27 protein-coding genes are annotated in these 26,850 nt (G+C 69.8%); 19 read left to right on the top strand and 8 right to left on the bottom strand.

Features of this window, described 5'->3' with window-relative positions:
• Window positions 1-13 precede the first annotated feature (13 nt).
• Window positions 14-592 carry an LOG family protein gene (locus HLA95_RS16020; protein WP_222183830.1) on the top strand — a complete coding sequence of 193 codons (579 nt, stop codon included), beginning with the start codon at window positions 14-16 and terminating at the stop codon, window positions 590-592.
• 7 nt (window positions 593-599) lie between these two features.
• On the opposite strand, the gene secB is transcribed toward HLA95_RS16020, so the two are convergent.
• The 3 genes from secB to HLA95_RS16005 form a co-directional block, all read right to left on the bottom strand.
• Window positions 600-1,103, bottom strand: a complete 504-nt coding sequence (gene secB / locus HLA95_RS16015) for a protein-export chaperone SecB (protein WP_191062522.1) — start codon at window positions 1,101-1,103, stop codon at window positions 600-602.
• A 160-nt stretch (window positions 1,104-1,263) separates the two neighbouring features.
• Complete coding sequence (locus HLA95_RS16010; RefSeq protein ID WP_222183828.1) at window positions 1,264-1,821, bottom strand: histidine phosphatase family protein; 558 nt, start codon at window positions 1,819-1,821, stop codon at window positions 1,264-1,266.
• Between the two features lie 10 nt (window positions 1,822-1,831).
• A complete protein-coding gene (locus HLA95_RS16005; protein WP_222183826.1) occupies window positions 1,832-2,347 on the bottom strand; it encodes an FxsA family protein in 516 nt (171 codons plus the stop codon).
• Between the two features lie 180 nt (window positions 2,348-2,527).
• Between HLA95_RS16005 and HLA95_RS16000 the strand changes: the two genes are divergently transcribed.
• The 9 genes from HLA95_RS16000 to HLA95_RS15960 all read left to right on the top strand — a co-directional run bounded on the left by HLA95_RS16000 (window position 2,528) and on the right by HLA95_RS15960 (window position 13,285).
• A complete protein-coding gene (locus HLA95_RS16000; RefSeq protein WP_222183824.1) occupies window positions 2,528-3,226 on the top strand; it encodes a Tim44/TimA family putative adaptor protein in 699 nt (232 codons plus the stop codon).
• Window positions 3,223-4,425, top strand: coding sequence for a murein transglycosylase A (gene mltA / locus HLA95_RS15995; RefSeq protein ID WP_222183822.1), 1,203 nt, complete (start codon window positions 3,223-3,225; stop codon window positions 4,423-4,425). The genes HLA95_RS16000 and mltA overlap by 4 nt, the downstream gene beginning before the upstream one ends.
• Before the next feature lie 70 nt (window positions 4,426-4,495).
• Window positions 4,496-5,284, top strand: a complete 789-nt coding sequence (locus tag HLA95_RS15990; RefSeq protein ID WP_222183821.1) for a (Fe-S)-binding protein — start codon at window positions 4,496-4,498, stop codon at window positions 5,282-5,284.
• Window positions 5,285-5,298: 14 nt separating this feature from the next.
• On the top strand, window positions 5,299-6,711 hold the full coding sequence (locus HLA95_RS15985) for a LutB/LldF family L-lactate oxidation iron-sulfur protein (RefSeq protein WP_222183819.1): 1,413 nt from the start codon (window positions 5,299-5,301) through the stop codon (window positions 6,709-6,711).
• A complete protein-coding gene (locus HLA95_RS15980) occupies window positions 6,708-7,403 on the top strand; it encodes a LutC/YkgG family protein (RefSeq protein WP_222183817.1) in 696 nt (231 codons plus the stop codon). Before HLA95_RS15985 ends, HLA95_RS15980 begins: the two co-directional genes overlap by 4 nt.
• Before the next feature lie 269 nt (window positions 7,404-7,672).
• Window positions 7,673-8,056, top strand: a complete 384-nt coding sequence (locus HLA95_RS15975; RefSeq protein WP_191062096.1) for a Smr/MutS family protein — start codon at window positions 7,673-7,675, stop codon at window positions 8,054-8,056.
• A gap of 1,473 nt (window positions 8,057-9,529) precedes the next feature.
• The gene (locus HLA95_RS15970; protein ID WP_222183815.1) at window positions 9,530-10,354 is read left to right on the top strand and encodes an SDR family oxidoreductase; all 825 of its coding nucleotides are present in this window, start codon (window positions 9,530-9,532) and stop codon (window positions 10,352-10,354) included.
• An 86-nt stretch (window positions 10,355-10,440) separates the two neighbouring features.
• The gene (locus HLA95_RS15965) at window positions 10,441-11,055 is read left to right on the top strand and encodes a hypothetical protein (protein WP_191062147.1); all 615 of its coding nucleotides are present in this window, start codon (window positions 10,441-10,443) and stop codon (window positions 11,053-11,055) included.
• A 379-nt stretch (window positions 11,056-11,434) separates the two neighbouring features.
• Window positions 11,435-13,285 (top strand): amidohydrolase, encoded by a 1,851-nt coding sequence (locus tag HLA95_RS15960; RefSeq protein WP_322100140.1) that lies wholly within the window; start codon window positions 11,435-11,437, stop codon window positions 13,283-13,285.
• Window positions 13,286-13,306: 21 nt separating this feature from the next.
• Here the strand turns inward: HLA95_RS15960 and HLA95_RS15955 are convergent, their stop codons facing one another.
• Window positions 13,307-14,098, bottom strand: coding sequence for a DeoR/GlpR family DNA-binding transcription regulator (locus tag HLA95_RS15955; protein WP_222183812.1), 792 nt, complete (start codon window positions 14,096-14,098; stop codon window positions 13,307-13,309).
• A 205-nt stretch (window positions 14,099-14,303) separates the two neighbouring features.
• Between HLA95_RS15955 and HLA95_RS15950 the strand changes: the two genes are divergently transcribed.
• The 6 genes from HLA95_RS15950 (at window position 14,304) to HLA95_RS15925 (ending at window position 19,765) form a co-directional block, all read left to right on the top strand.
• Window positions 14,304-15,560: a polyhydroxyalkanoate depolymerase gene (locus HLA95_RS15950; RefSeq protein WP_191058808.1), complete on the top strand. Its 1,257-nt coding sequence runs from the start codon at window positions 14,304-14,306 to the stop codon at window positions 15,558-15,560.
• A gap of 84 nt (window positions 15,561-15,644) precedes the next feature.
• Window positions 15,645-16,067: a type 2 periplasmic-binding domain-containing protein gene (locus HLA95_RS15945; protein ID WP_191058809.1), complete on the top strand. Its 423-nt coding sequence runs from the start codon at window positions 15,645-15,647 to the stop codon at window positions 16,065-16,067.
• Window positions 16,016-16,645: a type 2 periplasmic-binding domain-containing protein gene (locus HLA95_RS15940; protein ID WP_191058810.1), complete on the top strand. Its 630-nt coding sequence runs from the start codon at window positions 16,016-16,018 to the stop codon at window positions 16,643-16,645. The genes HLA95_RS15945 and HLA95_RS15940 overlap by 52 nt, the downstream gene beginning before the upstream one ends.
• Window positions 16,646-16,724: 79 nt before the next feature.
• A complete protein-coding gene (locus tag HLA95_RS15935) occupies window positions 16,725-17,255 on the top strand; it encodes a TRAP transporter small permease subunit (protein ID WP_191058811.1) in 531 nt (176 codons plus the stop codon).
• A complete protein-coding gene (locus tag HLA95_RS15930; protein WP_191058812.1) occupies window positions 17,252-18,568 on the top strand; it encodes a TRAP transporter large permease in 1,317 nt (438 codons plus the stop codon). The genes HLA95_RS15935 and HLA95_RS15930 overlap by 4 nt, the downstream gene beginning before the upstream one ends.
• 36 nt (window positions 18,569-18,604) lie before the next feature.
• Window positions 18,605-19,765 (top strand): MFS transporter, encoded by a 1,161-nt coding sequence (locus tag HLA95_RS15925; protein WP_222183811.1) that lies wholly within the window; start codon window positions 18,605-18,607, stop codon window positions 19,763-19,765.
• On the opposite strand, the gene HLA95_RS15920 is transcribed toward HLA95_RS15925, so the two are convergent.
• Window positions 19,734-20,219 carry a DUF1579 domain-containing protein gene (locus tag HLA95_RS15920; RefSeq protein WP_191058813.1) on the bottom strand — a complete coding sequence of 162 codons (486 nt, stop codon included), beginning with the start codon at window positions 20,217-20,219 and terminating at the stop codon, window positions 19,734-19,736. The two genes, HLA95_RS15925 and HLA95_RS15920, sit on opposite strands and share 32 nt — an antisense overlap.
• A gap of 64 nt (window positions 20,220-20,283) precedes the next feature.
• On the opposite strand from HLA95_RS15920, the gene HLA95_RS15915 reads away from it, so the two are divergent.
• Window positions 20,284-21,966, top strand: a complete 1,683-nt coding sequence (locus tag HLA95_RS15915) for a peptide chain release factor 3 (RefSeq protein WP_191058814.1) — start codon at window positions 20,284-20,286, stop codon at window positions 21,964-21,966.
• Window positions 21,967-21,970: 4 nt separating this feature from the next.
• Here the strand turns inward: HLA95_RS15915 and HLA95_RS15910 are convergent, their stop codons facing one another.
• Genes HLA95_RS15910 through HLA95_RS15900 form a run of 3 tightly spaced genes read right to left on the bottom strand, consistent with a single transcriptional unit; the run spans window position 21,971 to window position 23,914 of the window.
• Window positions 21,971-22,348 carry a CCDC90 family protein gene (locus HLA95_RS15910; protein WP_191058815.1) on the bottom strand — a complete coding sequence of 126 codons (378 nt, stop codon included), beginning with the start codon at window positions 22,346-22,348 and terminating at the stop codon, window positions 21,971-21,973.
• 8 nt (window positions 22,349-22,356) lie between these two features.
• The gene (locus HLA95_RS15905) at window positions 22,357-23,112 is read right to left on the bottom strand and encodes a hypothetical protein (protein ID WP_191058816.1); all 756 of its coding nucleotides are present in this window, start codon (window positions 23,110-23,112) and stop codon (window positions 22,357-22,359) included.
• Between the two features lie 13 nt (window positions 23,113-23,125).
• Window positions 23,126-23,914 carry a hypothetical protein gene (locus tag HLA95_RS15900; RefSeq protein ID WP_191058817.1) on the bottom strand — a complete coding sequence of 263 codons (789 nt, stop codon included), beginning with the start codon at window positions 23,912-23,914 and terminating at the stop codon, window positions 23,126-23,128.
• 178 nt (window positions 23,915-24,092) lie between these two features.
• Here HLA95_RS15900 and HLA95_RS15895 point away from each other — a divergent pair, with 178 nt between their 5' ends.
• Together HLA95_RS15895 and HLA95_RS15890 are read left to right on the top strand one after the other, a co-directional pair.
• Window positions 24,093-26,084 (top strand): DUF4139 domain-containing protein, encoded by a 1,992-nt coding sequence (locus tag HLA95_RS15895; protein WP_222183810.1) that lies wholly within the window; start codon window positions 24,093-24,095, stop codon window positions 26,082-26,084.
• Window positions 26,081-26,812 carry a Crp/Fnr family transcriptional regulator gene (locus HLA95_RS15890; protein ID WP_191061672.1) on the top strand — a complete coding sequence of 244 codons (732 nt, stop codon included), beginning with the start codon at window positions 26,081-26,083 and terminating at the stop codon, window positions 26,810-26,812. The genes HLA95_RS15895 and HLA95_RS15890 overlap by 4 nt, the downstream gene beginning before the upstream one ends.
• The last annotated feature ends 38 nt before the right edge of the window (window positions 26,813-26,850 follow it).

Raw genomic sequence — 26,850 nt, 5'->3', positions numbered from 1 at the left:
CACGGCCGGGCCGGTGGCGCGCCACCGGGTCGCGGTGTTCTGCGGCTCGCGCCCCGGCCGCGACCCGGTTCATGCCGAGCTGGCCGCCGAGCTCGGCCAGGCGATCGGCCGGCGCGGCTGGGAGCTCGTCTATGGCGGCGGCCATGTCGGCCTGATGGGGATCGTCGCCCAGGCGGTGCTGGAGAATGGCGGCGAGGTCCATGGCGTCACCACCCGGCACTTGGTCGGCCGCGAGGTCGCCATGCCCGGCCTGCACCGGCTGGACGTGGTCGACACCATGTTCCAGCGCAAGCGGCTGCTGATCGACGGGGCGGACGGCTACCTGGTCCTGCCCGGCGGCTTCGGCACGATCGACGAGCTGCTGGACGTCATGACGCTCAAGCAGCTCGACGAGCACCGCAAGCCGATCGTGCTGCTCGACCGGACCGGCCGGTTCTGGACGCCCTGGCTGGAGCTCGCCTGCCACGTGGTCGCGGAAGGCTTCGCCGAGCCCTCCGCCCTGGCCCTCGCGACGGTTGCCGGCGAGGTCGAGGAGGCGCTGGAGCTGGTGGCGGCCCGGCACCCGGACCTGCCCCCGACCGGCGCCCCCTGAGACCGGCTCAGGCGGTGGCGTCGTCCGCCTGCGCGCCCTGGCTCGCCGCCGCCAGCCGCTGGCGGTAGAGGGTCACGAAGTCGATCGGGTCGATCATGAGCGGCGGGAAGCCGCCATCGCGGGTCATGTCGGCCACGATCCGCCGCGCGAACGGGAACAGGAGGCGCGGGCACTCGATCATGAGCAGCGGCTGCAGGCTGTCCGGCGGGATGTTCGCGATCTGGAAAACGCCGGCATAGTCCAGCTCCAGCAGGAAGATCGTGTCGCCGGACGCCTTGGCCTCGACCTCCAGGTCGATCACGACCTCGTAGTGGCCCTCGTTGCTGACCTGGGTGGCGCGGGTGTCGACCTTGATCTGGATCTCGGGCCGAACATTGCTCTGCAGCCCGGCCGGCGCCTTCGGGTTCTCGAACGAGATGTCCTTGATGTACTGCAGGACGATGGACAGGCGCGGCGCCTGCTGCTGCTGGGCCTGCCCGGCCTGGCCGTTGGTGGGGGTTTCGTCACTCATCAGATCGGCTCCATCCGGGATGGTCCCGTGGCTATGGCAAGGTGCTCGCGCCGGGAAACCGGTCCCGGCGCCGTCGCGGCGCTTCCTAGCAGGTGGGGCCGGCAGGGGCGACGCCTGATTGCCGCTCTCCCGGGGCCTGATGCCGCCCTCCCGGCGGCCTTCAGGCAGGTACGACCGCTTCCTCGCGGGAAGCACCGCTCACCGGATCATAGCTCACCAGCGTGCCGTTCTCGACCTCGAGCCCGGTGAGTGCGCGCAGGAAGCCCCAGTGCGTGACGACCAGGGTCCGATCCTGGTCCGGCCAGGTACGAGCCTCCTCACGGAACGCAGCCGCGCGGCGCCGGATGCTCGGCTGGCTCTCGATCGCCCGGCCCCACCAGGATTCGTCCAGATGGTCGAAGTCTAGCTCCGGCCAGAGGCGGCCGAGCAGGCCCGGTGGCGAGCCGCGGTCGCAGGAAAAGGCGCAGCGCTCGCGCACCAGCGCATCGACCCGCACCGGGGCGTGGATCCGGTCCGCGATCAGGGCGGCGGTTTCCAGGCAGCGGCGATAGGGGCTGGTGACGATCGCCCGGATCGGCCACCCGGCGAGCAGGGCCGCGGCCGCACCGGCCTGTTCCCGCCCGGCCGGGGTGAGCACCGGGTCGGCTGGCCCGGCATCGATGCGGGTGCGGCTGAAGCGGACGTTCCACTCGGACTGGGCGTGGCGGATCAGCAGCATCGCCGGGAGGTCAGCCGCCCGGCCCGGGCCGGGGGCCTGAGCCGGACCAGGGGTTGTGCGGGCGATCCTCCGGGCCGGCCGGGTGCGGGCCGTCCCCGGGTGGCGGCGCCAGCGTGCCGTCCGGCACCGGCTCGACCTCGTGGAACTCGCCCTCGATCACGCTGCGGCGCGTCACGCGCGGCTGCGGCAGGAGGCTCGCCAGCAGCTTGCGCACCGGCGGCAGGCACAGGAGCAGGGCGACCACGTCGCTGGCGAAGCCCGGCAGGATCAGGAGGAAGCCCGCCGCCACCTTCCAGCCGGCGGCCTGCATCCGCTCCAGCGTGGTGCGCCCGCCGGGATCCGGCCCCACCATCGAGGCCAGCACGCTCAGGCCCGCATGGCGGATCAGGAGGCTGCCCAGCACGGCGGCCAGCAGCAGCAGGCCCACGGTGGCGAGCGCGCCGATCTCCTGGCCGACCTCGATCAGGACGACGACCTCCAGGATGAACCAGGCGAGCGGCAGGAAGCGGAGTAATCGGATCGGCAAGGCTGGCGCTTTGTCTTCGGCGATGGCGACATATATGATGGAGTGAGCCGGGTCCATCCACGGCGGTTCGCCTACGATGGCCGATCCATCGCGGCGCCCATCGGTTCAGGCGGACCGGTGCGCCCATTGGAACGATCTGGCGGGCGCTGCACCTCCCGCCACGTTCAACGAACAGGTATCATGTCCGACGGTTTCGCCTATATCGACATCCTCTTCTTCGCAATGGTGGCGGCATTCATCGCCTACCGGCTGCGCAGCGTGCTCGGACGTCGGACTGGCCTCGAGCGGCATCCCCTGGAGCGCGAGCAGGAGGCGCGGGCGCGCGCGGCGGAGAAGGCCGGCCAGGGTGACGGCGTAGGTGACAATGTCGTGCCGCTGCCCGACCGGCGCGGCCGACCGGTGGACATGCCCCCGGCCGAGCCCGTGGTCGACGGTACGGGCCTGGCCGCCCTGCGCGCGGCCGACCCGGGCTTCGACCTGGCCGGGTTCATGACCGGTGCGAAGAGCGCCTTCGGCATGATCGTCGACGCGTTCGCGCGCGGCGACCTAGCGGCGCTGCGCCCGCTCCTGTCGGACCAGGTGTTCCGCAACTTCAAGGCCGCGATCGACCAGCGCGACGCCGCCGGCGAGCGGCTGGAAACCGAGATCATGGCCGAGCCGGCCAGCGAATTGGTGGAAGCCTCGGTGCGCCATGGCATCGCCCGGGTGACGCTGCGCTTCGTCAGCCGGCAGATCAACGTGACCCGCGACGCGTCCGGCCGCCCGATCGCCGGCGACCCGGCGCGGCCGGAGGAGGTGGTCGACCTCTGGACGTTCGAGCGCCCGGTCCGCTCGCCCGACCCCAACTGGCTGCTCGCCGAGACCGCGACTCCGGAATGACCGTGCCGTCCTGGCTGCAGACCCCGGCCTGTCGGTTCCTGGCAGGCGCCCTCCTGCTGCTCGGCGCCTGCGCTCCCGAGCCGCCCGAGCCCGAGCCCGGCATGGCGCTGGAGCCCGCCGCGTTCACCGAGCTCGCCGGCTGGCCCGGCACCAGCCCGTCCGCGGCGCTGCGCGCCTTCGTCGCGGGCTGCGGCCGGATCGAGAAGGCGGATCCCGATGCCCGGTTCGGCGGCAAGGATTTCGCCGGCAGGCTGTCGGCCTGGCAGGACGCCTGCCGGCAGGCCCGGATCACGCCCACCGACGACGCCTCGGCGCAGGCCTTCTTCGAGGCCTGGTTCCAGCCGTTCGCGATCACCGATGGCGGCAAGCCCGAGGGGCTGATCACCGGCTATTACGAGCCGGTGCTCGAAGGCTCCCGCGAGCCTTCGGAACGCTTCCGCGTCCCGCTGCACGCGCGGCCGGCCGACCTGGTGACCGTGGACCTGGGCGAGTTCGCCGAGGATCTCCAGGGCCGGCGCGTGGCCGGCCGGGTCGAGAACGGCAGGCTGGTGCTCTATCCCGACCGCGCCGCGATCGACCAGGGGGCGCTCAGCGCCCAGAATCTGGAGCTGCTCTGGGTCGACGACCCGATCGGCAAGTTCTTCCTGCAGATCCAGGGCTCCGGCCGGGTACGGCTGCCGGACGGCACGATGCAGCGCATCGGCTATGCCGACCAGAACGGCCGGCTGTACCACGCGATCGGCCGCGAGTTGGTGGCATCCGGCGAGCTCAGCAAGGAAGAGGTGTCGCTGCAGACGATCCGGGCCTGGCTGGAAGCGAATCCGGACAAGGCGGAGGCGCTGATGTGGCGCAACCCGTCCTACGTGTTCTTCCGGCCCCTGCCCGACCTGCCGGACGACCAGGGTGCGCCAGGTGCGCTGGGCATCCCGCTGACCGCCGGCCATTCGCTGGCGGTGGACCGCTCGATCTGGCCGCTGGGGGCGCCCATGTGGCTGGACACCCATCTGCCGCCCGAGGTCGGCGGGGCACCGCTGCGCACCCTGGCGGTGGCCCAGGACACGGGTGGCGCAATCAAGGGTGCCGTGCGGGCCGACCTGTTCCTGGGCGTGGGCCCCACGGCCGAACGGATTGCCGGGCCGATGAAGAGCCAGGGGCGCATGTGGATCCTGCTGCCCAAGGCCGCGGCCCCCACGAGCTGAGGGCCGTGGCTGCCCGTTCCCGTCCAGCCTCAACGTTTTGTGCCTGCGCAAAAGGCTCTAAGGTCGCTTCATGAACTCCGCCCAATCATCCTCTCGTCCCGGCCCCCGGGTGGGCCTGTTCGTGACCTGCCTCGTCGACCTGTTCCGGCCATCGGTGGGCTTTGCCGCGGTGAAGCTGCTGGAGGATGCCGGCTGCACGGTCGAGGTGCCGGAAGCCCAGACCTGCTGCGGCCAGCCCGCCTTCAATTCCGGCGATCGTGCGACCACCGAGGCGCTGGTGCGGGGCCTGATCGACGCGTTCGAGGGCTATGACTATGTGGTGGCGCCGTCCGGCTCCTGTGCCGGGATGCTGCGCACCCATGTGCCGGACCTGTTCGAGGACGATCCGGCCACCGCCGCGCGTGCCAAGGAGTTCGCCGGCCGCTGCCACGAGCTGGTGAGCTTCCTGGTCGACGTGCTGGGGGTCCGGGCCGTGCCGGCGCAGCTGGAGCGGCATGCCACCTATCACGACAGCTGTGCCGGCCTGCGCGAGCTGAAGGTCAAGCGCCAGCCGCGCCTCCTGCTGGAGGGTGTCGCCGGCCTGGCGGTCACCGAGATGAAGGAGCCCGAGGTCTGCTGCGGCTTCGGCGGGACGTTCTGCGTGAAATACCCGCAGGTCTCGACCAAGATGGTCGACAACAAGGCAGCCGACATCGAGGGCACCGGGGCGGACCTCCTGCTCGCGGGCGATCTCGGCTGCCTGATGAACATGGCCGGGCGCCTGGCCAGGCGGGGCAGCGCCGTCGAGGTGCGCCACGTCGCCGAGGTCCTGGCCGGCGAGCTGGACGCGCCGCCGATCGGCCGGCCGGCCGACGCCTGAAGGAGAAGCCAGCCATGCAGCCCACCAGCCTCGCCTTCCAGTCCAAGGCAGCGGCGGCCCTCGCCGACCCGAACCTGCAGACCGCGCTCGGCGGCATCAAGACCGGCTGGCAGCGCGGCCGCATCCTGGCGGCCGAGCGTTTGCCGGAGTTCGAGCAGCTCCGCGACCAAGCACGCGACATCAAGAACCATGCGCTGGCCAACCTGGACTTCTACCTGGAAGCCTTCGAGGCCCGGGTCCTGGACGCGGGCGGCCAGGTGCATTGGGCGCGCGACGCCGCCGAGGCACGGCGGATCGTCCAGGAGATCTGCGAGAGCGCGGATGCGAAGACGGTCACCAAGTCCAAGTCGATGATCGCCGAGGAGATCGGCCTCAACGACCATCTGGAAGCGGCCGGGATCACGCCGGTCGAGACCGATCTCGGTGAGTACATCATCCAGCTGCGCAAGGAGCCGCCCTCGCATCTGGTGGGCCCGGCCGTCCACCTGACCAAGGACCAGGTGGCCGACCTGTTCGAGCAGACCCACGGCCTGCCGCGCACCGACGATCCGACCGAGCTGGTGGGCCAGGCGCGCACCGTGCTGCGCCAGAAATATCTGCAGGCCGATGTCGGCATCACCGGGGCGAACTTCCTGATCGCGGAGACCGGCTCGGCGATCACCGTCACCAACGAGGGCAATGCCGAGCTGACGCAAGGCCTGCCCAAGGTCCATGTCGTGATCGCCAGCCTGGAGAAGGTGATCCCCTCCATGGAGGACGCCTTCACCCTCCTGCGCGTGCTGGCGCGCTCGGCGACCGGCCAGGAATTCTCGGCCTACACGACCGTGATGACGGGCCCCAAGCGCCCGGGCGACCTGGACGGGCCGGAGCAGTTCCACGTGGTGCTGCTGGACAATGGCCGCACCGGCATGATCGGCTCGAAGTTCCAGGACATGCTGCGCTGCATCCGCTGTGGCGCCTGCATGAACAACTGCCCGGTCTATCTGGCCGCCGGCGGCCATGCCTATGGCTGGGTCTATGTCGGGCCGATGGGCTCGGTGCTGACCCCCCAATTCGTGGGCATCGAGAGCGCCCATACCCTGCCCAACGCCTCGACCTTCTGCGGGCGCTGCGAGGAGGTCTGCCCGGTCCGCATCCCGCTGCCCAACCTGATGCGCCACTGGCGCGAGGAGCAGTTCAAGCGCCAGCTGATGCCATCCACCGTCCGCCAGGGCCTGGGTGCGTGGGGCTATCTCGCCCGCCGGCCGGCCCTCTACCGGCTGGCGACCCGGCTGGCGATGGGCGTGCTCGGCCGCCTCGGCAAGAAGCGCGGCCGGTTCGCCAGACTGCCGCTGGCGGAGGGCTGGACGGTCAGCCGCGACCTGCCGGCACCGGAGGGCCGCACCTTCATGCAGCAGTGGCGGCAGCGCCAGAGGAGCCGCCCATGAGCGACAACGAGCGCCGTCGCGCGGCGATCCTCGGCCGGCTGCGCGACGTGTACCGCCGCTCGCCCGAGGACGAGGCGGCGGCGATCGCCACGGTCGAGCAGCGGGTGTTCCATCCAGCGCCGAACCTGATCCCGGCACGCGGCCAGCTCGACCTGGAGGGCCGGATCGAGCTGTTCACCACCATGGCGCGCAACGTCCAGGCCGAGGTCGAACGCCTGCCGCGCCTGGCAGACGTGCCCGCTGCCACCAGTGCCTTCCTGCGCCGGCACAACCTGCCGCAGAAGCTGGTGGTAGCACCGGACCCGGTGCTGCAGGGCGCCGGCTTCGCCAGCCAGCCGCTCCTGCGCCTACGCTTCGGCGATGCCGACCAGCATGACGGGGCGGGCCTCACCCTGGCGTTCGCCGGGATCGCCGAGACCGGCACGCTGATGCTGTGCTCGGCCGCGGAGCGGCCGACCCTCCTGGCCTTCCTGCCGGAGAACAGCCTGATCGTGCTGCCCAGTGCCCGCGTGTTCGGCGCCTATGAGCAGGCCTGGCAGGAGCTGCGCCGAGAGCAGGGCCGCCCACCGCGCTCGGTCAACTTCATCACCGGCCCGTCGCGGACCGGCGACATCGCGCAGAGGCTGGAGCTGGGTGCCCACGGGCCGCGCCGGCTGGCCATCCTGCTCGTCGACGATCTCCAGGCCGGCTGAGCCCCGAGCAGATGCGCCGGCCCCGCCTCCCTTCCGCCGACGAGGCGGCGCTCTGGCGCAACTACGTCAAGGACGTGGCTCCCCTGTCCCGTGACGCGGCGGAGACCGCGCGGCCGGTGGCCCCGCCTGCTCCCCCCGCCGCACCTGCCGCAACGGTGCAGCCCAGGCCGGCTCCCACGAACGCGAGACCCGGCAGGACCGCGAAGCAATCTGCAGGTGCCGCCCAGAAAGCGACCCAGCCCCCGGCCCCCCCGCCCTCACCGATGCCGATGCCACGGCCGGCCGTCTCCCGCCCGGTCACGCGCCGGGCAGACCGCAGCGGCCCAGTCGACCTGGACCGCCGCACCTGGCAGCGCCTCCATCGCGGCGAGATGATCGTGGAGGCGCGCCTGGACCTGCACGGCCTGACCCAGATCGCCGCCTATGACCGCCTGGCCGCCTTCATCGACCATGCCTGGCGGGTAGGCTCGCGCTGCGTGCTGGTGATCACCGGGCGCGGCAGCGGCGATGTCGGCATCCTGCGCACCATGACGCCACGCTGGCTGGACGAGATCCCGATGCGCGACAAGGTCCTGGCCTATACCCAGGCCAAGACCCACCATGGCGGCGCCGGCGCGCTCTACGTCCTGATCCGCCGCCGCCGGATCGGCTGAACGGGCTCCGGACGCTGCTGGGGCCCGCCGGGCCGGTCCGGTTGCGCAGCGTCCTGCCGGCACGCACCTGCTGCAACGGAGGATGGCGGCGATGATGCCGATGGCGGGGTAGTGGGGCTGTTTCCGCCCGTGGGCGAGCCCCGAAATTGGTCCAGCTTGCCGATGCCCCACTCGACGAAGTGCCGCTCCCGGTAGGGTGGCGGCGGACCTGATGACCGCCTCCGCCTCCCTTGGCGGCGCGAAAGCTCGGCGTCACCGGGCTGCCATGGGCCAGCATGATCCAAGTTGGGGCTTCTACCAAGCTCACCTGACCCATGGCCTACACACCATCGGCCACTTGCTGCCTCGATCGGCAGGATCACGAGAGACCAATCAAATCGATTGGTCGCGGCAGTCTCGGAGATGGTGTCGCCGTCCGACCGCACTTTGCGTCCTGCCAGCTGTGGAGGTTGACGGGATACGCGCGCGACGCTGCCGCTGAAGCAACTGTTGGATTCCCGGCGCGGTCAAGGATACCGCCTACATTACCGGTGGAAACGTGAGTGGCCCCCGAGCGATGCTCACCTCGCTCGGTAGGCGATGCCAGCCGTTTCGGCCAGATCGGAGTACCGGACATGCTGGTCCAGTGGCTGCTCGATGCATCGCTCCCGATTGACTGATTCCGGGGCCTGTTCAGCTCAGGCCTGCCGGACACCTGGACCTGCCAGTTGCCCAGCAGTGGGCGCACCGCCGGTTGCCCGCTTGGCAGGAAATGACGGGCACCGGCGGTGGAACCCTCAGTCGCTGCGGTTGCGTGGCCGGCTTGGCCCGGTGCCGATAGCCATGCTCGCACCGGACCGAGCCGGCCCAGGCATCAGTGGTGGACGGGTTCCTGCCGGAACACCCGCGCACCCGGCAGCTTGGCCAGGAGAGCCTTCGCCTCCGCCTCGCTGCCGACGATCGTCTCGCCGCTGGTGTGCACGACCCGGAATCGCGCCGGCCCGGCCGGTTCCTTCAGCTGACCTGCGGAACGGAGCGAGCCGGACGCGCTCGTTATCGAGTCACCAACTTCCACACCAACCACCTGATGAACTCCGGTTAAGAGACACTTCATCAGAATGATACGACCTAATCAGATTAGCAACCCTGTCCACTGCGAAAGAGCACCATCGTGTCCATTTTGCAGCAATGGCACGATCCATGCTTTTGCAGACTGAAGAATGGCCGGCTTCTGGGCATCAGAAAGCGGAGGCAAGATGAACGATTTGTTTACCGATGCCAGGATAAACTCTGCTTCATCGGCTGTGTTCGGAGGACCGGCAATGATACTTACGCCAGCCTGTTGAAATCATCTGGTTGCCTGCCGGTCGTCGGGCTGGACAAGCCCGGCTTCCTTCGCGTAGCCGCGAAGCCGGACCGGCAGGCGCCGCCTGCTTCCTCGGCGGACTCGCCTCGGGCACGACCGGCCAGCAGTGATCAGGGAGCCAGACGATCATGGAGCAGACGCTTTCGGGACGGGTCGCCGTCATCACCGGTGCGACCCAGGGGCTGGGCGAGTGCATCGCCCGCCACTTCGCCGCGCGCGGGGCGGCCGGCCTGGTGCTTTCCGGCCGCAACCGGGAGCGGGGCGAGGCGGTGGCCCGGGACCTGGCGGCCGGTGGCTGCCCGACCCGGTTCGTCGCGGGCGATCTCGGCGAGCTGGAGGTGGCTCGCTCACTAGTCGCCACGGCCGACCAGGCGTTCGGCCGGCTCCACGCGCTGGTGAACGCTGCGGCACTCACCGACCGGGGCACCATCCTCGACACGGAGCCCGAGTTGTTCGACCGGATGTTCGCGATCAATGTCCGAGCACCGTTCTTCCTGATGCAGGACGCGGCACGCCTGATGCGCCGCGAGCAGATCGCCGGGACGATCGTCTCGATCCAGTCGATGTCGGGACATGGCGGCCAGTCGTTCCTGGCCGCATATGCCGCGAGCAAGGGGGCGCTGGGCGTGCTCACCCGCAACGTCGCCTACGCGCTGCTGCCCGACCGCATCCGGGTGAACGGGCTGAACATCGGCTGGATGAACACGCCAGGCGAGCACAGCATCCAGCAGCGCTTCCACGACGCGGCACCCGACTGGCTGGAGCGGGCGGTCCAGGCCCGGCCGTTCGGCCGGCTGATCGACCCGGCCGAGGTGGCGCGGATGGTGGCTTTCCTCAGCTCGGACGAAAGCGGACTGATGACCGGTTCCAACATCGACTACGACCAAATGGTGCTGGGCTGCGCCGACGACCCGCATCTGCCGACCAAGCCCCTGCCGGACCGGGGCTTCTGACGCCGGTCCTGCCGCCTGAGCTTGCATCCGGGGCCGGATCGGGCTCACCTGCCATCTGGCCATATCCACAGCACCGGAACCTGCCGATGCGTCTCCTCCCGCTGGTCCTGACCGCCACCCTCCTCCTGGCCCCGCCGGCACTGCATGCCGACACACTGGTCGAGACCTTCGACGGCGGGCCGGCCCTGGACGGCATCCTCACGCCCGGCAGCGACGGGACCTGGGAGCTCCGGATCGAGAACGGCGTGGCCGAGCTCGAGAACCGCAGCAACGCGGGGGCCATCAAGTTCTACCGGGTCGAGACGCTGCACGGCGGGGCTTCGCCGGAGGGTGCGGCGATCGCGGTCGATATCGGCGGTGAGTTTCCGGACGAGGTCTCCGCCGCCGGCCTGCTCTATCGCTATGACGAGGCCAGCCGCAGCTACCTGGCGTTCGTCGCCGGTGCTGGGCGCTGGACGCTGTACCAGCGTGGGCCCGACGGCATGCGTCCGCGCCTGAGCGGCGTCCTGCCGGAAGGCAAGGAGGGGCGGCACCGGCTGCGCATCCAGCCGGACGGCGACGATCTCCGGTTCGAGATCGACGGCCAGCAGGTCGGCAGCGCCCGGATCTCGGGCATGCCCGGCCACGCGGTCGGCTTGGTGGCGATAAGCCTCGGCCGCTTCGAGTTCGACAATCTGGCGATCGTGCCGAAGGGCTCTTGAAGCGCCTGCTCCGGCGCCGCCATCGATGGGCGACGTCGTTCCGACGCGATGCCGTCCCGCATCGGCCACGGGCGTGGCGCTCGGGCGGGAACGGCCGGATCGGCGGCGGCGACGCGGGCAGGACCGTGGCCGACGCAGGCGGCGCATCGCGGCTGACATCACTGCCGGTCCTCGATGGCCCCACCTAGCCGGTGTCGATATCCCGGACGGCGCCGACGCCCGGGCCATGCCCGCCGCCATTCGCAAGCGCTGGCCAAGCGAGAACGACGCCCAGGCATGTCCACTGCCCATATTGTCGGAAGATTATCAGTTTATACCTGGATACGCAGAAATCCCGTCAGTAGGATTGGTCATGTTCCGGAAATAGTGGCGAACGATCATGTGCATGAGCTGCAGTCTGACGAATGCCTTCGGCCAGCTCATGACGAAAGCAGCCGGCCATCGCTCTCCCCAGGCCATGCCGACGGGTCTGGCGCGCCGCCGGTTCGTCGGTGCCGGCCTCGCCTGCGCGGCCGTCGCGTCGCAGGTGAGGCCGCACGCGGCCCTGGCGCAGGAAGCGCGTCCGGACAACGGAGCGGGCGGGCCGCCGGACACGATCTTCCGGGGAGGAACCGTCCGTACGCTCGCCGCCGACCGCCCTCTGGCCGAAGCGGTCGCGGTCCGCGGCAAGACCATCCTGGCCGTCGGCAGCAATGCCGAGATCGATGCGCTGGCCGGCCCCGAGACCCGGGTGATCGAGCTGGCCGGGCGGACGATGCTGCCCGGCTTCGTCGAAGGGCATATCCATCCCTTCCTGGGCTCGTTCTTCACCGCCGGGCTGGACCTCCAGCTCCCCACCCGCGCGGACGCCCTGGCCGCGATCGCCCGGTTCGCACAGGACCATCCGACCGGGACGCTGCGCGGCTTCGGCTGGCGGGTCGACATGTTCCCGCCGCAGGGGCCGAGCAAGGAAGACCTCGACCGGATCGTGCCCGACCGGCCGGCCTTCTTCTTCGCCATCGACGGCCACAGCATGTGGGCGAACAGCAAGGCGCTGGAGCTGGCCGGTGTGGACCGCGACACGCCCGATCCGATTCCCGGCTTCAGCTATTACGTGCGCGACGCCGAGGGGAACCCGACGGGCTATGTGCTGGAGGTCGCCGCGGTGCTGGCGATGGTGAACAAGATCGAGCCGATCTCGGTCGAGGCCATGGCGGGGCTGCTGGAGGGGTGGCTGCCCAAGGCCGCCGCGGCCGGCATCACCACCATCTACGATGCCGGCGTGCCGCCGGTGGGTGACGACCAGGGTGCCATCATCGAGGTGTACACCGATCTGGAGCGGGAAGGCCGCCTGCCGTTCCGGGTGGTCGCCTCCTACATGATGAAGGGACCGCCGATCGAGCACGCCGTTTCCGGCGTGGAGGACCTGCGCCGGCGCATCGACACCGAGCTGGTGCAGGCGCGCGTGCTGAAGATCGTCGGCGACGGCACGGCCGAAGGGTACACGGCGCTCCTGCTGGAGCCCTACACCGACCGGCCGGACACGATCGGCCAGTCGCCCTTCTCCCAGGAACAATGGACCAGCATGGTCACCGAGGCCGATGCCGCCGGCATCGACGTGCATATCCATGCCTGCGGCGAGGGGACGACGCGCCTGGCCCTGAACGCGATCGAGGCGGCGATCGCCGCCAATCCGCCGCGCGACCGGCGCCATTCGATTGCCCATCTGGTCCTGGTCGACGATGCCGACATGCCGCGCTTCGCCGAACTGGGCGCGAACGCGCAGTTCTCCGCCAACTGGATGTCGGCCGATCCCGACACGGTCGACATCCTGCTGGAACGCTACGGGCCGGAGCGGCAGCGCCAGATCTATCGCCCGCGCTCCATCCTGAACGCGGGCGGGACCATCTCGTTCGGCACGGACTGGCCAGCCGCCGGCTACTTCGCGACCTACAAGCCGCTCGATTCGATCCAGATCGCGGTGACCCGCCAGCTGATCGGCCAGCCGGACGCGCCGGTGCTGGAGCCCGCGGACGAGCGGCTGGAGGTGGAGCAGGCGGTGCATGCCAACACCATGGGTGCGGCCCGCCAGCTTCGCATGGAGGACCGGATCGGCTCCATCGAGCCCGGCAAGCTCGCCGACCTGGTGGTGCTGGAGCAGGATATCTTCGGGGTCGGCAAGCACGACATCGCCAAGGTGAGGGTCGAGATGACCATGATGAACGGCCGCTTCACCCATGGCGGCGGGTGAAGCCGACCGACCTGCCCCTCCCTAGCCCGCGACCGTGATTTCCGCTCCTGCCTGGGCAAGCAGGCGGGCCAGCTCGCCGTCCGGCGGGCGGTCGGTCACGATCCGGCGGATCTCGGGCAGCTCGGCATGGATGGCGAACGCGGCGCGGTTGAACTTGGTGTGGTCGGCCACGATCAGGGTGCGGGTGGCGGCCAGCCGCATCGCCCGGTAGACGGCCGCCGCCTCGTCGTCGACATCGGCAGCGCCGGATGTGGTGATGCCGCTGGCGCCCACGATGGCCATCTCGGCATGGAAGCGGGCGACATGCTCGAGCGTGTCGCTGCCCACCACCATGCCTTCGCGCGGCTCGTAGCGGCCAGGCGCCATCAGCACCCGGATGCCGGGATTGGCGCCCAGTACCGCGGCATGGGCGAAGGCGTGGGTGACCACGGTGCCGCGGGCGAGCGTGGTCGCCAGCAGGCGGGCGACGTGCAGCGTGGTCGAGCCGCCGCCCAGCATCAGCGATTCGGCGGCACCGATCGCCGCCAGCACCGCCTGGGCGATCCGCCGGCGCTCCGGCACCATCTGCCGCTCGCGCTCCGCCACTGCCGGCTCGACCGCCACCGGCCGCGCCGCTCCCCCGTAGGTGCGCGCGATCAGCCCGGCCTGGTCGAGCTCGTCGAGGTCGCGCCGGATCGTCTCGGTCGACACCCGGAACTCCGCGGCGAGTTCGGCAATGCGCAGCGCCGGGGCGGCGCGCAGGGCCGCCACGATCGCCTGCTGGCGGCGCGACTTGGCGTTCGCGGCAGGTACCGGACCGTTCTGGCTGACCATCGGACCGCTCCGGTGCCTCGAGGATGATGCTGGCGCTTACCACAGGCTCGTTGGGCGATCCAACAGGCGGCCATGTTGCCTTCGGGCCACCAGATTGTGACCGGATGCCTCCCCTGATGGGCACCTCCAGGCACGACAGGCGTTGCCTCCGATGCCGGGGCGTGATCTTTTCCGGTAAACACCAGAGCGCGAAGCCGTCGGACCCATGCAATATCACACCTATGAAATGGCCCACGCACTGCTGACCCCCTGGCGGGCGCAGGCCAGGCTCGTGAGCCAGGTGCTGGACAACCCGCTGGTCCCGCTCGCGCACACCAAGCTCGGCCGCACCATCTCGGCCGCCTGCGAGCTGTTCGAGGGGGTGACCCGGCGCTACGGCAAGCCTGAATGGGGGATCGAATCCACCAGGATCGGCGGCCTGACCGTGCCGGTGCGCGAGGAGGTGGTGTTGCGCACCCCTTTCTGCGAGCTGCGCCGTTTCGATCGCGATGAAACGGTTTGCGGCAAGCGCTACGACCCCAAGGTGCTGCTGGTGGCCCCCATGTCCGGGCACTATGCCACGCTGCTCCGCGGCACCGTCCAGGCGATGATCCAGGAGCACGACGTCTACGTCACCGACTGGGTGGATGCCCGGCACGTGCCGGTGTTCGCCGGCAAGTTCGACCTGGACGACTTCATCGAGCACATCATGCAGATGGTGCGCTTCATCGGCCACAACACCCATGTAATCGCGGTCTGCCAGCCCTCGGTCCCGGTGCTGGCCGCCACCGCGATCATGGCGGCGATGCAGGACGAGTGCCGGCCGGCCTCGATCACGCTGATGGGCGGGCCGATCGACACGCGCTGCAACCCGACCGTGGTCAACCACCATGCCATGTCCAAGGACATCGGCTGGTTCGAGCGCAACGTGATCTCGCCGGTACCCTGGCCCAATGCCGGCTGCATGCGCCTGGTCTATCCCGGCTTCATCCAGCTCTCCGGCTTCATGGCGATGAACCTGGACCGCCATGTCGAGGCGCATCGGGGCTACTTCAACTCGCTGATCAAGGGTGACTGCGATTCGGCCGAGCAGCACCGCCGCTTCTACGACGAGTATCTGGCCGTCATGGACCTGCCCGCCGAGTTCTTCCTCCAGACGGTGAGGACGGTCTTCCAGGAGCATGACCTGCCCGAGGGCCGGATGACGTGGCGCGGCCAGCCGGTCGATTGCGGTGCCATCGAGGACACGGTGGTGATGACGGTGGAAGGGGAGCGCGACGACATCTGCGGCCTCGGCCAGACCGAGGCGGCGCACCGCCTATGCCGCAACCTGCCGGCCGAGAACCATGTCCACTACGTCCAGCCGGGCGTGGGCCATTACGGCGTGTTCAACGGCACGCGCTGGCGCACCGAGATCCAGCCGCGCATCCGCGAGATGATCCGCGCGGTCAACTTCCAGCGGCGCCGGACCGCCGTGCATTGAGCGTGCGCGACGTTCCCGGCTCGACGACCCGATAGCTCGTACGTAAGCTTTCCGAATAATCGCGGCCTCCGGCTCCAGGCGGCCGTGCCATCGGCCAGCATCTATTACGAGCTGCTCCAGCGCTATGCCGAGCTGATCGGCAAGATGTCGAACGGGCGGGTCGCGATCGAGGTGCTGCCCGATGGCGCGATCGTCCCGGCCTTCGAGATCCTGGACGCGGTCGACCAGGGCATCGTCGAGGCGGGCTATGCCTGGACCCATTACTGGTCGGGCAAGCATCCAGCGGCCGGCCTGTTCAGCAACCCCATGGCCGGCGCCGGCTCAGGCATGGACCAGCTCTCCCATGTCGCCTGGCTGCTGGAGGGCGACGGCAATGCGCTCTACCAGCGCTTCTATGCCGAGGTGCTGGGTGCGGACGTCGAGCCGTTCATGGTCCAGCCGATGGGGCCGGACCCTTGGGCTGGTTCGCCCGGCCGATCGAGAGCGTGGCCGACTTCCAGAAGCTGAAATACCGCTCCCCGCCCGGAATCACCGGCGAGATCTTCAAGGAGATGGGCATCGCCGCGGTGGGGCTGCCGGGTGGCGAGATCGTGCCGTCCGCCCAGCGCGGCGTGATCGACGCCGCCGAATGGATCGGCCCGGCCGACGACCTCAATCTCGGCCTGAACGCGGTGTGGAAGAACTACTACCTGCAGGCCCTGCACCAGTCGACCGATATCGGCGAGGTGATCGTCAACAAGACGGTGTTCGACGGGCTGCCGGCCGACATCCAGGAAATGTTCCGCACCGCCGCCCTGGCCTCGATGGCCGAGACCTATGCCTTCAATGTCGCGCGCAATGCCCAGGCCATCGTCAAGCTGCGCGACGAGTTCGGCGTGCAGATCCACGACACGCCGCCGGACTTCTTCCCTGAGTTCGTGCGCGCCACCAACATCGTGCTCGACCGGCATGCCGCCGAGGACCCGTTCTTCAAGGAGGTGCTGGAATCCCAGCGCAGCTTCGCGAAGGTCGCGGCGCCCTACTGGACCAAGATCCTCGACCTCTACAGCAACCTCGGCAACGCCGCGCTGCAGACCAAGAACTGACGGCCACGCCGCCTGAAGAAGAACCAGCGCCGCGGGCGTGCGACCCCGACCCGCGGCGGCCCCCTGGAAAGAACGGCGCATGACGGACCCGCTGCTGCGCGCGGCCCGCGCGATCGACCGCCTCAGCCTCTGGAGCGGCCGGCTCGTCGCCTGGCTGATCGTGCCGATGGTGCTGTGCCTCGTCTGGGAGGTGGCCGCCCGCTACCTGTTCATGGCGCCCACGGTCTGGGCCTACGACCTCACCTACATGCTGTATGGCACCTTCTTCATGCTGGGTTCGGCCTACACCCTGGCGAAGAAGGGCCATATCCGCACCGACACCTTCTACGGCGACTGGTCGCCGCGCACCCAGGGGATCGTAGACAGCCTCTGCTACCTACTGTTCATCCCGGCCTTGGTCGCGATGCTCTGGGTCGGCTGGTTCTACTTCCAGCGCTCGTTCCTGCAGGGCGAGCGGATCGTCACCAGCCCCTGGATGCCGATCGTCTGGCCGTTCAAGTTCGTGATCCCGCTCACCGCAGCCATGCTCCTGCTGCAGAGCCTGTCCGAGCTGATCAAGAGCCTCCATGCGGCGCGCACCGGCCACTGGCCCGCCGGTGACGCACGATGAGCCAGGAACTCCTGGGCCTGGTCTCAATCGGCATCCTGTTCGTCGCGATCTTCATCGGCTTTCCCATCGCCTTCACCCTGATCGTGATCTCGCTGGCCGTCGGCTGGTTCGCGCTGGGCGGACTGGTCGTGAACCTGATGACCCTGCAGATCTTCGCGGTCATGCGGGATCCCACCCTCACCTCGATCCCGTTCTTCCTGGCGATGGGCTATCTCCTGGAACAGTCCGGCCTGATGGACCGGCTGTTCCGCGGCTTCCAGCTGATGTTCGCGAGCCTGCGCGGCTCGCTCTATCTGGCGGTCCTGGTCACCGCGACCATCTTCGCCGCCGCCACCGGCATCGTCGGCTCCTCGGTGACGCTCTTAGGGGTGATGGCGGCGCCGGCCATGCGCCGCAGCGGCTATGACGTGCGCATGTCGGCGGGTGCCATCGCGGCCGGCGGCACGCTCGGCATCCTGATCCCGCCCTCGGTCATGCTGATCGTGATGGGCCCGGTGGTGGGCGTGCCGGTGACCGACCTGTTCGCCGGGGCGATCCTGCCGGGCCTGATGCTGGCCGGGCTCTACGCCGCCTACTGCCTGATCCGCTGCCACCTGAACCCGGAACTGGGGCCGCCGCTGCCGCGCGAGGAGCATGCCGCCTCGGTGGGCGTGATCCTGAAGGAACTGGTGCTCGGCATGGCGCCGGTGGTCGTGATCCTCCTGGCGACGCTGGGCGTGATCATGGCCGGGATCGCCACGCCCACCGATGCCGGGGCGGTCGGCTGCTTCGCGGTGTTCGTCCTGACCCTGCTCTACCGCCGGCTGACCTGGCCGGGCTTCATCCAGGCGAGCCGGGCCACGCTCGAGACCTCCTGCATGATCCTCCTACTGGTGGTGGCCTCCAACCTGTTCGGCGCGGTGTTCTCGCGCCTCGGCAGCGCCAGCTATATCACGTCCCTGCTGCTGGGCCTGAACCTGTCGCCGACCATGCTGCTGCTGCTGATCCTGGGGGTGATCTTCGTCCTGGGCTGGCCGCTGGAATGGGTCCCGATCGTGCTGGTGGTGGTCCCGATCATGCTGCCGCTGGTCAGGCAGCTCGGCATCGACCTGGTCTGGTTCAGCATCCTGGTGGCGGTGTGCATGCAGACCGCCTGGCTGTCCCCGCCCGTGGCGCTGTCCGCCTATTTCCTGCGCGGCGTGGTGCCCGACTGGCCGCTGATGAAGATCTACCAGGGCATGATGCAGTTCATGGTGCTGCAGATCCTGGGCGTGCTGATCCTGCTGGCCTTCCCCGCCCTGGCGCTGTACCTGCCGAGCCTCCTGCACGACTGAGCTCGGCCGGCTGCGCCGACGCGAAACGGTGATCCTGTGGCCGACCGGCTGGTCTTCGTCGTCATCCTCATGGCCAGCGTGTTCGCGATGGCCCAGGGCCTCTCCTACCCGCTGCTGGCCTTCATCCTGGAGCGCCAGGGCGTGCCGCCGGCCCTGATCGGGCTGAACACCGCGATGACGCCGCTCGGCATCATCGCCTCCTCGCCGCTGATCCCCTGGTTCGCACAGCGGCTGGGGGCCGCCCGGCTGGCGCTCTGCAGCGCGCTGGCCCTGGCCGTTCTCCTCTTCACCATCGGGGCCTGGCAATCGCTGCCGGTGTGGTTCGTGGCCCGCTTCCTCCTGGGCTTCGTGGTCAACGGCCTGTTCGTCACCAGCGAGACCTGGGTCAACCTGCTGGCTCCCCCCGACCGGCGCGGACGCCTGCTCGGCATCTTCGCGTCGAGCCTCTCCGCCGGCTTCGCCCTGGGCCCCTTCACCCTGACGCTGACCGGCACCGAGGGCTGGCCACCCTTCCTGGTGGGCGTCGTCGTGTTCCTGGCGACCGCGCTCATCCTGTTCCTCGCCCGCAGGCGGCTGCCGGAGATTCATGGTGGGCATGACGGGCAGATGGGCTCGCTGCTGGCCTTCCTGCCGCTGGCCCCCTTCCTCCTCCTGAGCATCGGGGTCGTGGCGGCGTTCGACCAGTCGGTCCTGGCCCTCCTGCCGTCCTACGGCATGAGCTTCGGCATGCCCGAGACGAGCATGGCGACGGCACTGGGCATCCTGATCGTCGGCAACATCCTGTTCCAGATCCCGATCGGCTGGCTGGCCGACCGCTGGTCCAGGCGCGGCACCAGCTTGCTGCTGTGCGGGCTCACCGTGCTGGGGGCCCTGCTCCTGCCGCTGGTGATCCGGGCCGAGGCCCTGACCTACGCCATGTTCTTTCTGTGGGGCTCGGCCGCCTTCGGCCTCTACACGGTGGCGCTGATCGAGCTGGGCGAGCGCTTCACCGGCTCGATGCTGCTGGCCGGCAACGCCGCCTTCTCCCTCATGTGGGGGATCGGCGGCATGATCGGCCCGCCGCTGGCCGGCATGGCCATGACCGGGCTCGGCCCGAACGGCCTGCCGCTCGCGATGGGCGCGCTCTACCTCCTGGTCATGGTCACCGGCGCCGTCCCGGCCCGCCTCAGCCGAGCCGGCGATAGTGGGCGGCCATGAAGTCGTGCCAGCTCCCATCCGGCTGCCGCACGGCCGAGCGCAGCACGCGGTGGTCCGGAGCCACGATCTCCAACTCGTCGCGATAGCGCGCGGTCCCACCCTCCTCGGCGAAGCTTGGGCCCTCGGCCTCCAGCTGCAGCCTGGTCCTGCCCGGATCCAGCCGGCCATCCTGGTAGACGCAGTGCCAGCTCATCATCGAGCCGATCCAGGTGCCGACGAAGCGTTCCTGGCGGACGTCGTAGCCGAGCGTCAGGAGCATGGTCGCATCGCCGCCGCCGGGCATGGTCCCCCGGCCCTCGGCCAGGATCCAGAACTCGCCCAGCGGCCGGACCGTCTCGGTGCCGCTCGCCTTGAACGGCGGCTGGCCCTCGCCCATCTGCGCCTCGGACTCGTAGGTCCATTCGCCGACCAGCTTCTGCAGCCAGGCATGTTCCTGCTGCGGCGTCTCGTTCATGACGATCTCCCTGTGGTGCCCATGTTGTATTCCGAAAATATATAACCATACAGTTAAGTGATTGATGACCGCGTCCGGCTGTCCGGGCGGTGGCCTTCCTCCGCCCGGCCGTGCTAGACGCCTCCGACCTTCCAGCCTTGGATCCACACCCTTGGACCTCGATCAGAGCAGGACCGCCGACGGCCTCGGCGCCGAGGTGGCGCGCCGGCGAACCTTCGCCATCATCAGCCATCCGGACGCCGGCAAGACCACGCTCACCGAGAAGCTGCTGCTGTTCGGCGGTGCCATCCATCTGGCCGGCGAGGTCAAGGCCAAGGGCGAGCGGCGCCGGGCGCGCTCGGACTGGATGCGCATCGAGCAGCAGCGCGGCATCTCGGTGACCACCTCGGTCATGACCTTCGAGTATGGCGGGCACACCTTCAACCTGCTCGACACGCCGGGTCACGAGGACTTCTCCGAGGACACCTACCGCACGCTGACCGCGGTGGATTCGGCGGTCATGGTGATCGACGCGGCCAAGGGCATCGAGACGCAGACCTTGAAGCTGTTCGAGGTCTGCCGGATGCGCGACGTCCCGATCATGACCTTCATCAACAAGATGGACCGCGAAACCCAGGACCCGCTCGACCTGCTCGACGAGATCGCGTCCAAGCTCGCCCTGGACGTGACCCCCGCGAACTGGCCGATCGGCATGGGTCAGAGCTTTCGCGGCGTCTGGTCGGTCTGGGACGACCGGGCGGTGCTGATGCGGCCGGATGCCAATGGCCGCGACGTGGAGGAGGTCGTGGGCGACAACGCGCTGCGCGACCGGGTCGACCCGGCCGTGCTCGCCGCTTTCGAGGAGCAGCGCGAGCTGGCGCAGGGCGCCCTGCCCGAGTTCGACCTGCAGAGCTATCGCGAGGGCCACCTGACCCCGGTGTTCTTCGGCTCGGCCCTGCGCAATTTCGGCGTGCGGGCACTCCTGGACGCACTGGGCGCCCATGCCCCGGCACCCCGGGCGCAGACCGCCGGCGAGGCCGAGATCCTGCCGACCCGGGACGACGTGTCCGGCTTCGTGTTCAAGATCCAGGCGAACATGGACCCCAAGCATCGCGACCGGGTCGCGTTCATGCGGGTCTGCTCAGGCCGCTTCAAGCGCGGCATGCGCCTGGCGCCGGTGCGGACCGGCAAGCCGCTCACCATCTCCGCCCCGATCTTCTTCTTCGCCCAGGACCGGGCGATCGCGGAGGAGGCGGTGGCCGGCGACGTGATCGGCATCCCCAACCACGGGACGCTGCGGGTCGGCGACACGCTGACCGAAGGGGCGCCGATCCGCTTCACCGGTCTGCCGAACTTCGCGCCGGAGATCCTGATGCGGGTGGTGCTGGACGACCCGATGAAGGCCAAGCACCTGCAAAAGGCCCTGGGCGACCTCGCCGAGGAGGGCGTGACCCAGGTGTTCAAGCCGATGCTGGGCGCGGGCTTCGTCGTGGGCGTGGTCGGCCAGCTCCAGCTCGACGTGCTGCGCTCGCGGCTGGATGCCGAGTACGGCCTGCCGGTGCGCTTCGACGAGGCGCCGTTCATCACTGCGCGCTGGGTGGACGGCGACCAGGACCTGCTCGACCAGTTCGTGCGCACCAAGTCGGCGAGCCTGGCCGAGGACCGCGACGGCAACCCGGTCTACATGGCGCGCAACAACTGGGACCTGAACCGGGTGAAGGACGACCACCCGAAGCTGAAGTTCACCGCGACGCGGGAGCGGAGCTGAGCCGTCAGAGGAGCCTGACCAGCACGGTCACCACGCCCAGCGCCACGACGATCATCGAGCCGAGCTTGATGGTCATGCGCTGTTCCAGGGACTCGAAGCGGGCGTCGACCTTGTCGAAGCGAGACTCGATCTGGGTGAAGCGGGTCTCGATCTTGGCGAAGCGCGCCTCCATCTCGGCGCGCAGCTCCATGAACTCGCTGCGCAGACTGGCCGTGTCGCCTTTGAGTTCCGCCCGAAGCTCACGCAGATCGGCCTTGGTCGCCAGCTCGCCAAGCGCCCCCGCCTCCTGCTGGTGCAGCACGTCCGCGGTCGCCTCGGCCTGCTGCCGGTCGATCTTGGCCGCTTCGAGGCGACGGACGATGGTGAGGGTGTCGAGCGCCATGCCTCACCTTACCGGGTGGGCAGGGCGGCGTCACCTTGGGTCAGCGCCCGCCACGACCAGGCGATCAGCCCGCTGGTGAGCGCGATGAACAGGAGGGTCAGGAGGTGGCCGACGATCCGCAGCGAGGGATGGTCGGCCAGCGCCGCGCCCGGGTCGACCGCCATGATCATGGTGCCGATCGGGATCACCAGCAGCAGGGTGACCACATAGCCGGACACCGCGGTGAGCACGAAGGCGGCGAGCAGGCGCCACCAGCTCCCGGCCCCGGCCTCCCAGCCCGCCTGCAGCTTGGAACCCGGTGCCTCGATCGCCGCTGGCGCGAACACCAGGGCCAGCCGTGCTACGAACGGGAGGGCGATCAGCAGGGCGGCGATCTTGGCCAGGCCGACATAGGTCGGCACGGTGCCGAACAGGGCATAGGCGATCGCCGGGGCGGCCGGCAGTGCCGCCAGCAGGATCAGCACGAAGTTCCAGACGAGGTAGCGCACGGCACCGCCATTCAGGGGTGCGGGGCCGGCCCGGCGCTCGTCCAGCAGGACGTGGCGGATCCAGGCCCGCGCCAGGATCAGCCCGGCGAGATAGGCGATGCCTGCCTCGATCCGGCCGTACCAGGGCTCCAGCCCGTCGGCGAGGAAGCGTGAGGCCGCGGCCATCGCGGCCGGGATCAGGAACCAGGGCAGGCCCAGCTTCAACAGGTCGAGCTTGTGGCGGATCACGTGGAGCCAGGCGAGGCCGACCACCCGGTAGACCGGCAATCTGTGCAAGGGACCCTCGTCGTCAAACGGAAGTGTTGATCGCCGGCCGCTGCTGCCCCTGGGACAGCTGCCGCCAGGTGAGCGAGAAATAGATGGCGAGCAGGCAGGCCTCGAGCAGATCGGTCAGCAGTGCCAGGGCCTGCGGCAGGTTCTGCAGGATCGGCACGCCGGCAAAGCCGTTGCCCAGCACCAGGAGCAGCAGCGTGCTGGCGATCATCACCGGGGCCAGCAGGATGATCGCCCCCAGCAGCAGGCGAAAACCCTGGTTGCGGGTCTGCTCCCAGGCCTGGAAAAAACTGCATTTCAGGTCCAGGGCCGCCGCCGGCAAGACCGGGTGGAGCCGGCAGATCACCAGCAGCATGGCGAACATGCTGGGCAGGATCGCGAGCTGGATCGAGGCCAGGCCCCCGCCACCCAGCACGATCGCGAGCAGCACGATCACCATGACCGGCAGCATCGACGCCAGCAGCACGCCCAGCATGCGTAGCGCATAGCGCACGCTGCGCCCGTCGATCGGCAGGAGCGGCGGCAGGGGCTCGGACAGCAGCACCGAGCGGTGCAGCGCCACCGAGGCCGCCGCCAGCACCAGGGCCTCGACCAGCTTCAGGACGATCAGGCTGCCCATGCCGGGCGGCAGGATCATGGCGGCGTCGCCGAGAGCCTCGGGATCGGGCAGTTCCACCGGGCCCGCCAGCCCGCGCACCACCACCGCCACCAGCAGGAGCAGCACGAACCACAGGCCGGTCCCCTCCACCAGCGCCCGGCGGCGGTCCAGGAAGAAGGTCCAGCATTCACGAACGATGTCTTGCACGGCAAGAGGTTGCATCAACATGCTGCTCCGGGGTTCACCAGCCGTGCCGGACGAGGGATTTCATGTCCCCGCCATGCAGGAAGCGCTCCCTGGCGGGGGCGGGCCATTCCGACGTGGCACCGGTCGCCAGGACGAGGCAAGCTGGATATAGGGAGCGCGTCGTCCAGGAGGAACCGTCGTGCGCGTCCGATCATCCGCAAGATCCGGGGCGGCCTCGCTCCTATGCCTGCTGCTGCTGCCCCTGCACCAGGGCCTTGCCGCGGAACCACCGGTACTCGACCAGGTGGTGATGTCCACCGCCGGCATGGGCTGGCTGGGCTTTCGCGCCACGGCCGAGGCGGATGGCAGCGTGGCGCTCGACCTGCCGGCCGGGCAGCTCGACGATGCGCTCAAGAGCCTCACCGTGCTGCCGGCCGACAGCGGCAGCGACGGCTTCCGCCTCCGGCAGGTCTCGATCGGCGGCAGCGGCGTGCTGGCCGACCCCTACCAGGACACGCCGCTGAACCCGGACGACCTGGCCGGGCTCACCGCCCTTTTGGAGCGGCTGCGCGGCAGCGAGATCGCGGTCGACACCGACTATGCCGAGGATCCGGTGACCGGGCGGATCGTCGCCATCGAGCGGCGCGCCGAGGGCCAGGACGGCGCGGTGATCGAGCGCCCCTGGCTGGTCCTGTCCGGCCCGGACGGGCTGGTCTCGGTGGAACTCGGCGACGTGGAGGCGATCCGCCTGGAGGACGAGGCGGCCCAGCGGGCGCTCGACCGGGTGCTGGAGCGCAGCGTCCAGGCGCGCAGCGACGAGCGGCGCACGCTCACGATCCATACCGACGCGTCCCAAGGTACGCCGCTCGGCCTGGGCCTGCTCGTGTCCGCCCCGGTCTGGAAGCCGAGCTGGCGGCTGCTCTTGCAGGATGGCGGGGCGCGGCTCCAGGGCTGGGCCGTGGTGGAGAACCGTAGCGGCCAGGACTGGGACGATGTCCGCCTGACCCTGGTGGATGGCGATGCCACCACGCTGCGCCAGGACCTGACCCGCACCTGGTTCCGCGAGCGGCCGAGCGTACCGGTGCTGCCCGAGGAGGTCGTGGGCCGGCCGCTCGCCATGCGCAAGGCCGGGCCGGCTCGTGCCGAGCCTGCCGACATGGCCGACATGCCCGCCCTGATGGCGGCCGAAGCCTTCGCCCCTGCCCCGGTGGTCGAGGCCGGCGGCAGCGAGAGCGACCTTGCGACCAGCTTCACGATCGAGGCGCCGGTCGAGGTGGCCGACGAGGGCAGCCTGATGGTGCCGCTGGTCGACCGTGCGGTGTCCGCGGCCAGGGTGGCGCTGGTGCCGGCGGATGGCTTTGGCGGCGCCCCGGAGGCGGCGATCCGGCTGGGCAACGACACCGGCGTCAGCCTGCCGCGCGGCATCGTCACGGTGATGGACGAGACGGCCCCGGTGCCCACCCATCTGGGCGATGCGGTGCTGCCGGCCACGCCCGCCGGTGCCGAGCGGCGCCTGAGCTTCGGCCAGGACCGCAAGATCCGCTACGACCTCACCGAGGACGCAAGGCGCGAGGTGAGCGAGCTGGTGGTGGCCGACGGGATCGCGACGCTGCTTGTGGCCGAGCGCCACGAGCGGCGCTGGCGGTTCCAAAGCGAGGACGACCAGCCGCGCCTGCTGGAGGCGCAGGTCCGGGCGGAGCCGGGCGTGGCGCCGGTGACGCCGGAGGATCTGCAACGCGAGGACGGGTTCTGGTATGTTCGCGGCGAACTGCCGGCCAGGGGCACCGCCACGTTGGCGCTGGTGACCGAGCGGCCGGGCGAGGAGCGCCTGGTGCTGACCGACGAGGATGCGCTGGACACCGTGCTGGCGGCGCGCGGCTTGGCCGTGCCCGACGCGTGGCGGCCGAAGATCGACGAGATTTCCGCCCTGGCCACGAGGCGCAGCGCGGCGGAGCAGGATCTGGCCACGCTCTCGGCCGAGCGGGAGGCGATCGGCGCCGAGCAGAACCGCATCCGCGCCAACCTAGAGGCGATCGAGGAGCCCGGGCCGTTGCGCGAGCGCTGGCTGAACGAGCTGGGCCGCCAGGAGGACCGGCTGGCGGAGCTGATGCGGGAGCGCGACGAAGCCGCCCGGGCGCGCGATGAGGCGGTGCGCCAGTTGCGGGCGCTGGCCGCCGAGCTGCGTCGATGAGCGGGGCGCCCCGTTCCGACCGGCTGGAGCTGGTGCGCGACGCGCTGGCCGACAGCGACGTGTTCGGCGCGCTCTACGAGGAGGACATCGAGAAGCTGATGCCGCTCGGCCGCCTCGTCCACGTGCCGGCCGGGCGCACGGTGTTCCAGAAGGGCGATCCGGGCGACTGCCTGATGATCGTGGTGTCCGGGCGGATCCGGATCGGCACGGTCGGGCTGGACGGGCGCGAGGTCATGCTGAACCTGGTCGAGACCGCCGAGGTGTTCGGCGAGATCGGCGTGCTGGACGGCAAGCCGCGCTCGGCCGATGCGACGGCACTCAACGACTGCGAGCTGTTCGTGCTCGATCGCGCCCGGATGATGGACTTCCTGGAGCGCCATCCCGACGTGGCGGTCCGGCTGATCGGCATCCTGTGCGAGCGGCTGCGCCACTCCACCGAGCTGATCGAGGACACGATGCTGCTCGGCATGGAGCAGCGGGTCGCCAAGACCCTGCTCAGGATCGGCCGGCGCTACGGGATCGAGCGCAACGGCATCGTGCGCATCGAGAATGGCCTCAGCCAGCGCGACCTGGGCTCGTTCGCGGGCCTCGCCCGCGAGAACGTCAACCGGCAGATGCGCAGCTTCAAGGAGCGCGGCCTGATCGAGGTCGATCATGGCGTGATCATCCTGAAGAACCTGCCTGCCCTGCAGGCGATCGCCACGCCCGGCGACAGCATGGGGCGCTGACCGCCCGCCCGGAACCGTCCGGCCGTTTTCCGGCTCTC

The sequence above is a fragment of the Geminicoccus harenae genome, assembly GCF_019800005.1.
GTDB lineage: Bacteria > Pseudomonadota > Alphaproteobacteria > Geminicoccales > Geminicoccaceae > Geminicoccus > Geminicoccus harenae.
Note: the sequence above shows the minus strand (reverse complement) of the source record. Positions and strands in the feature narration are given on the sequence as shown.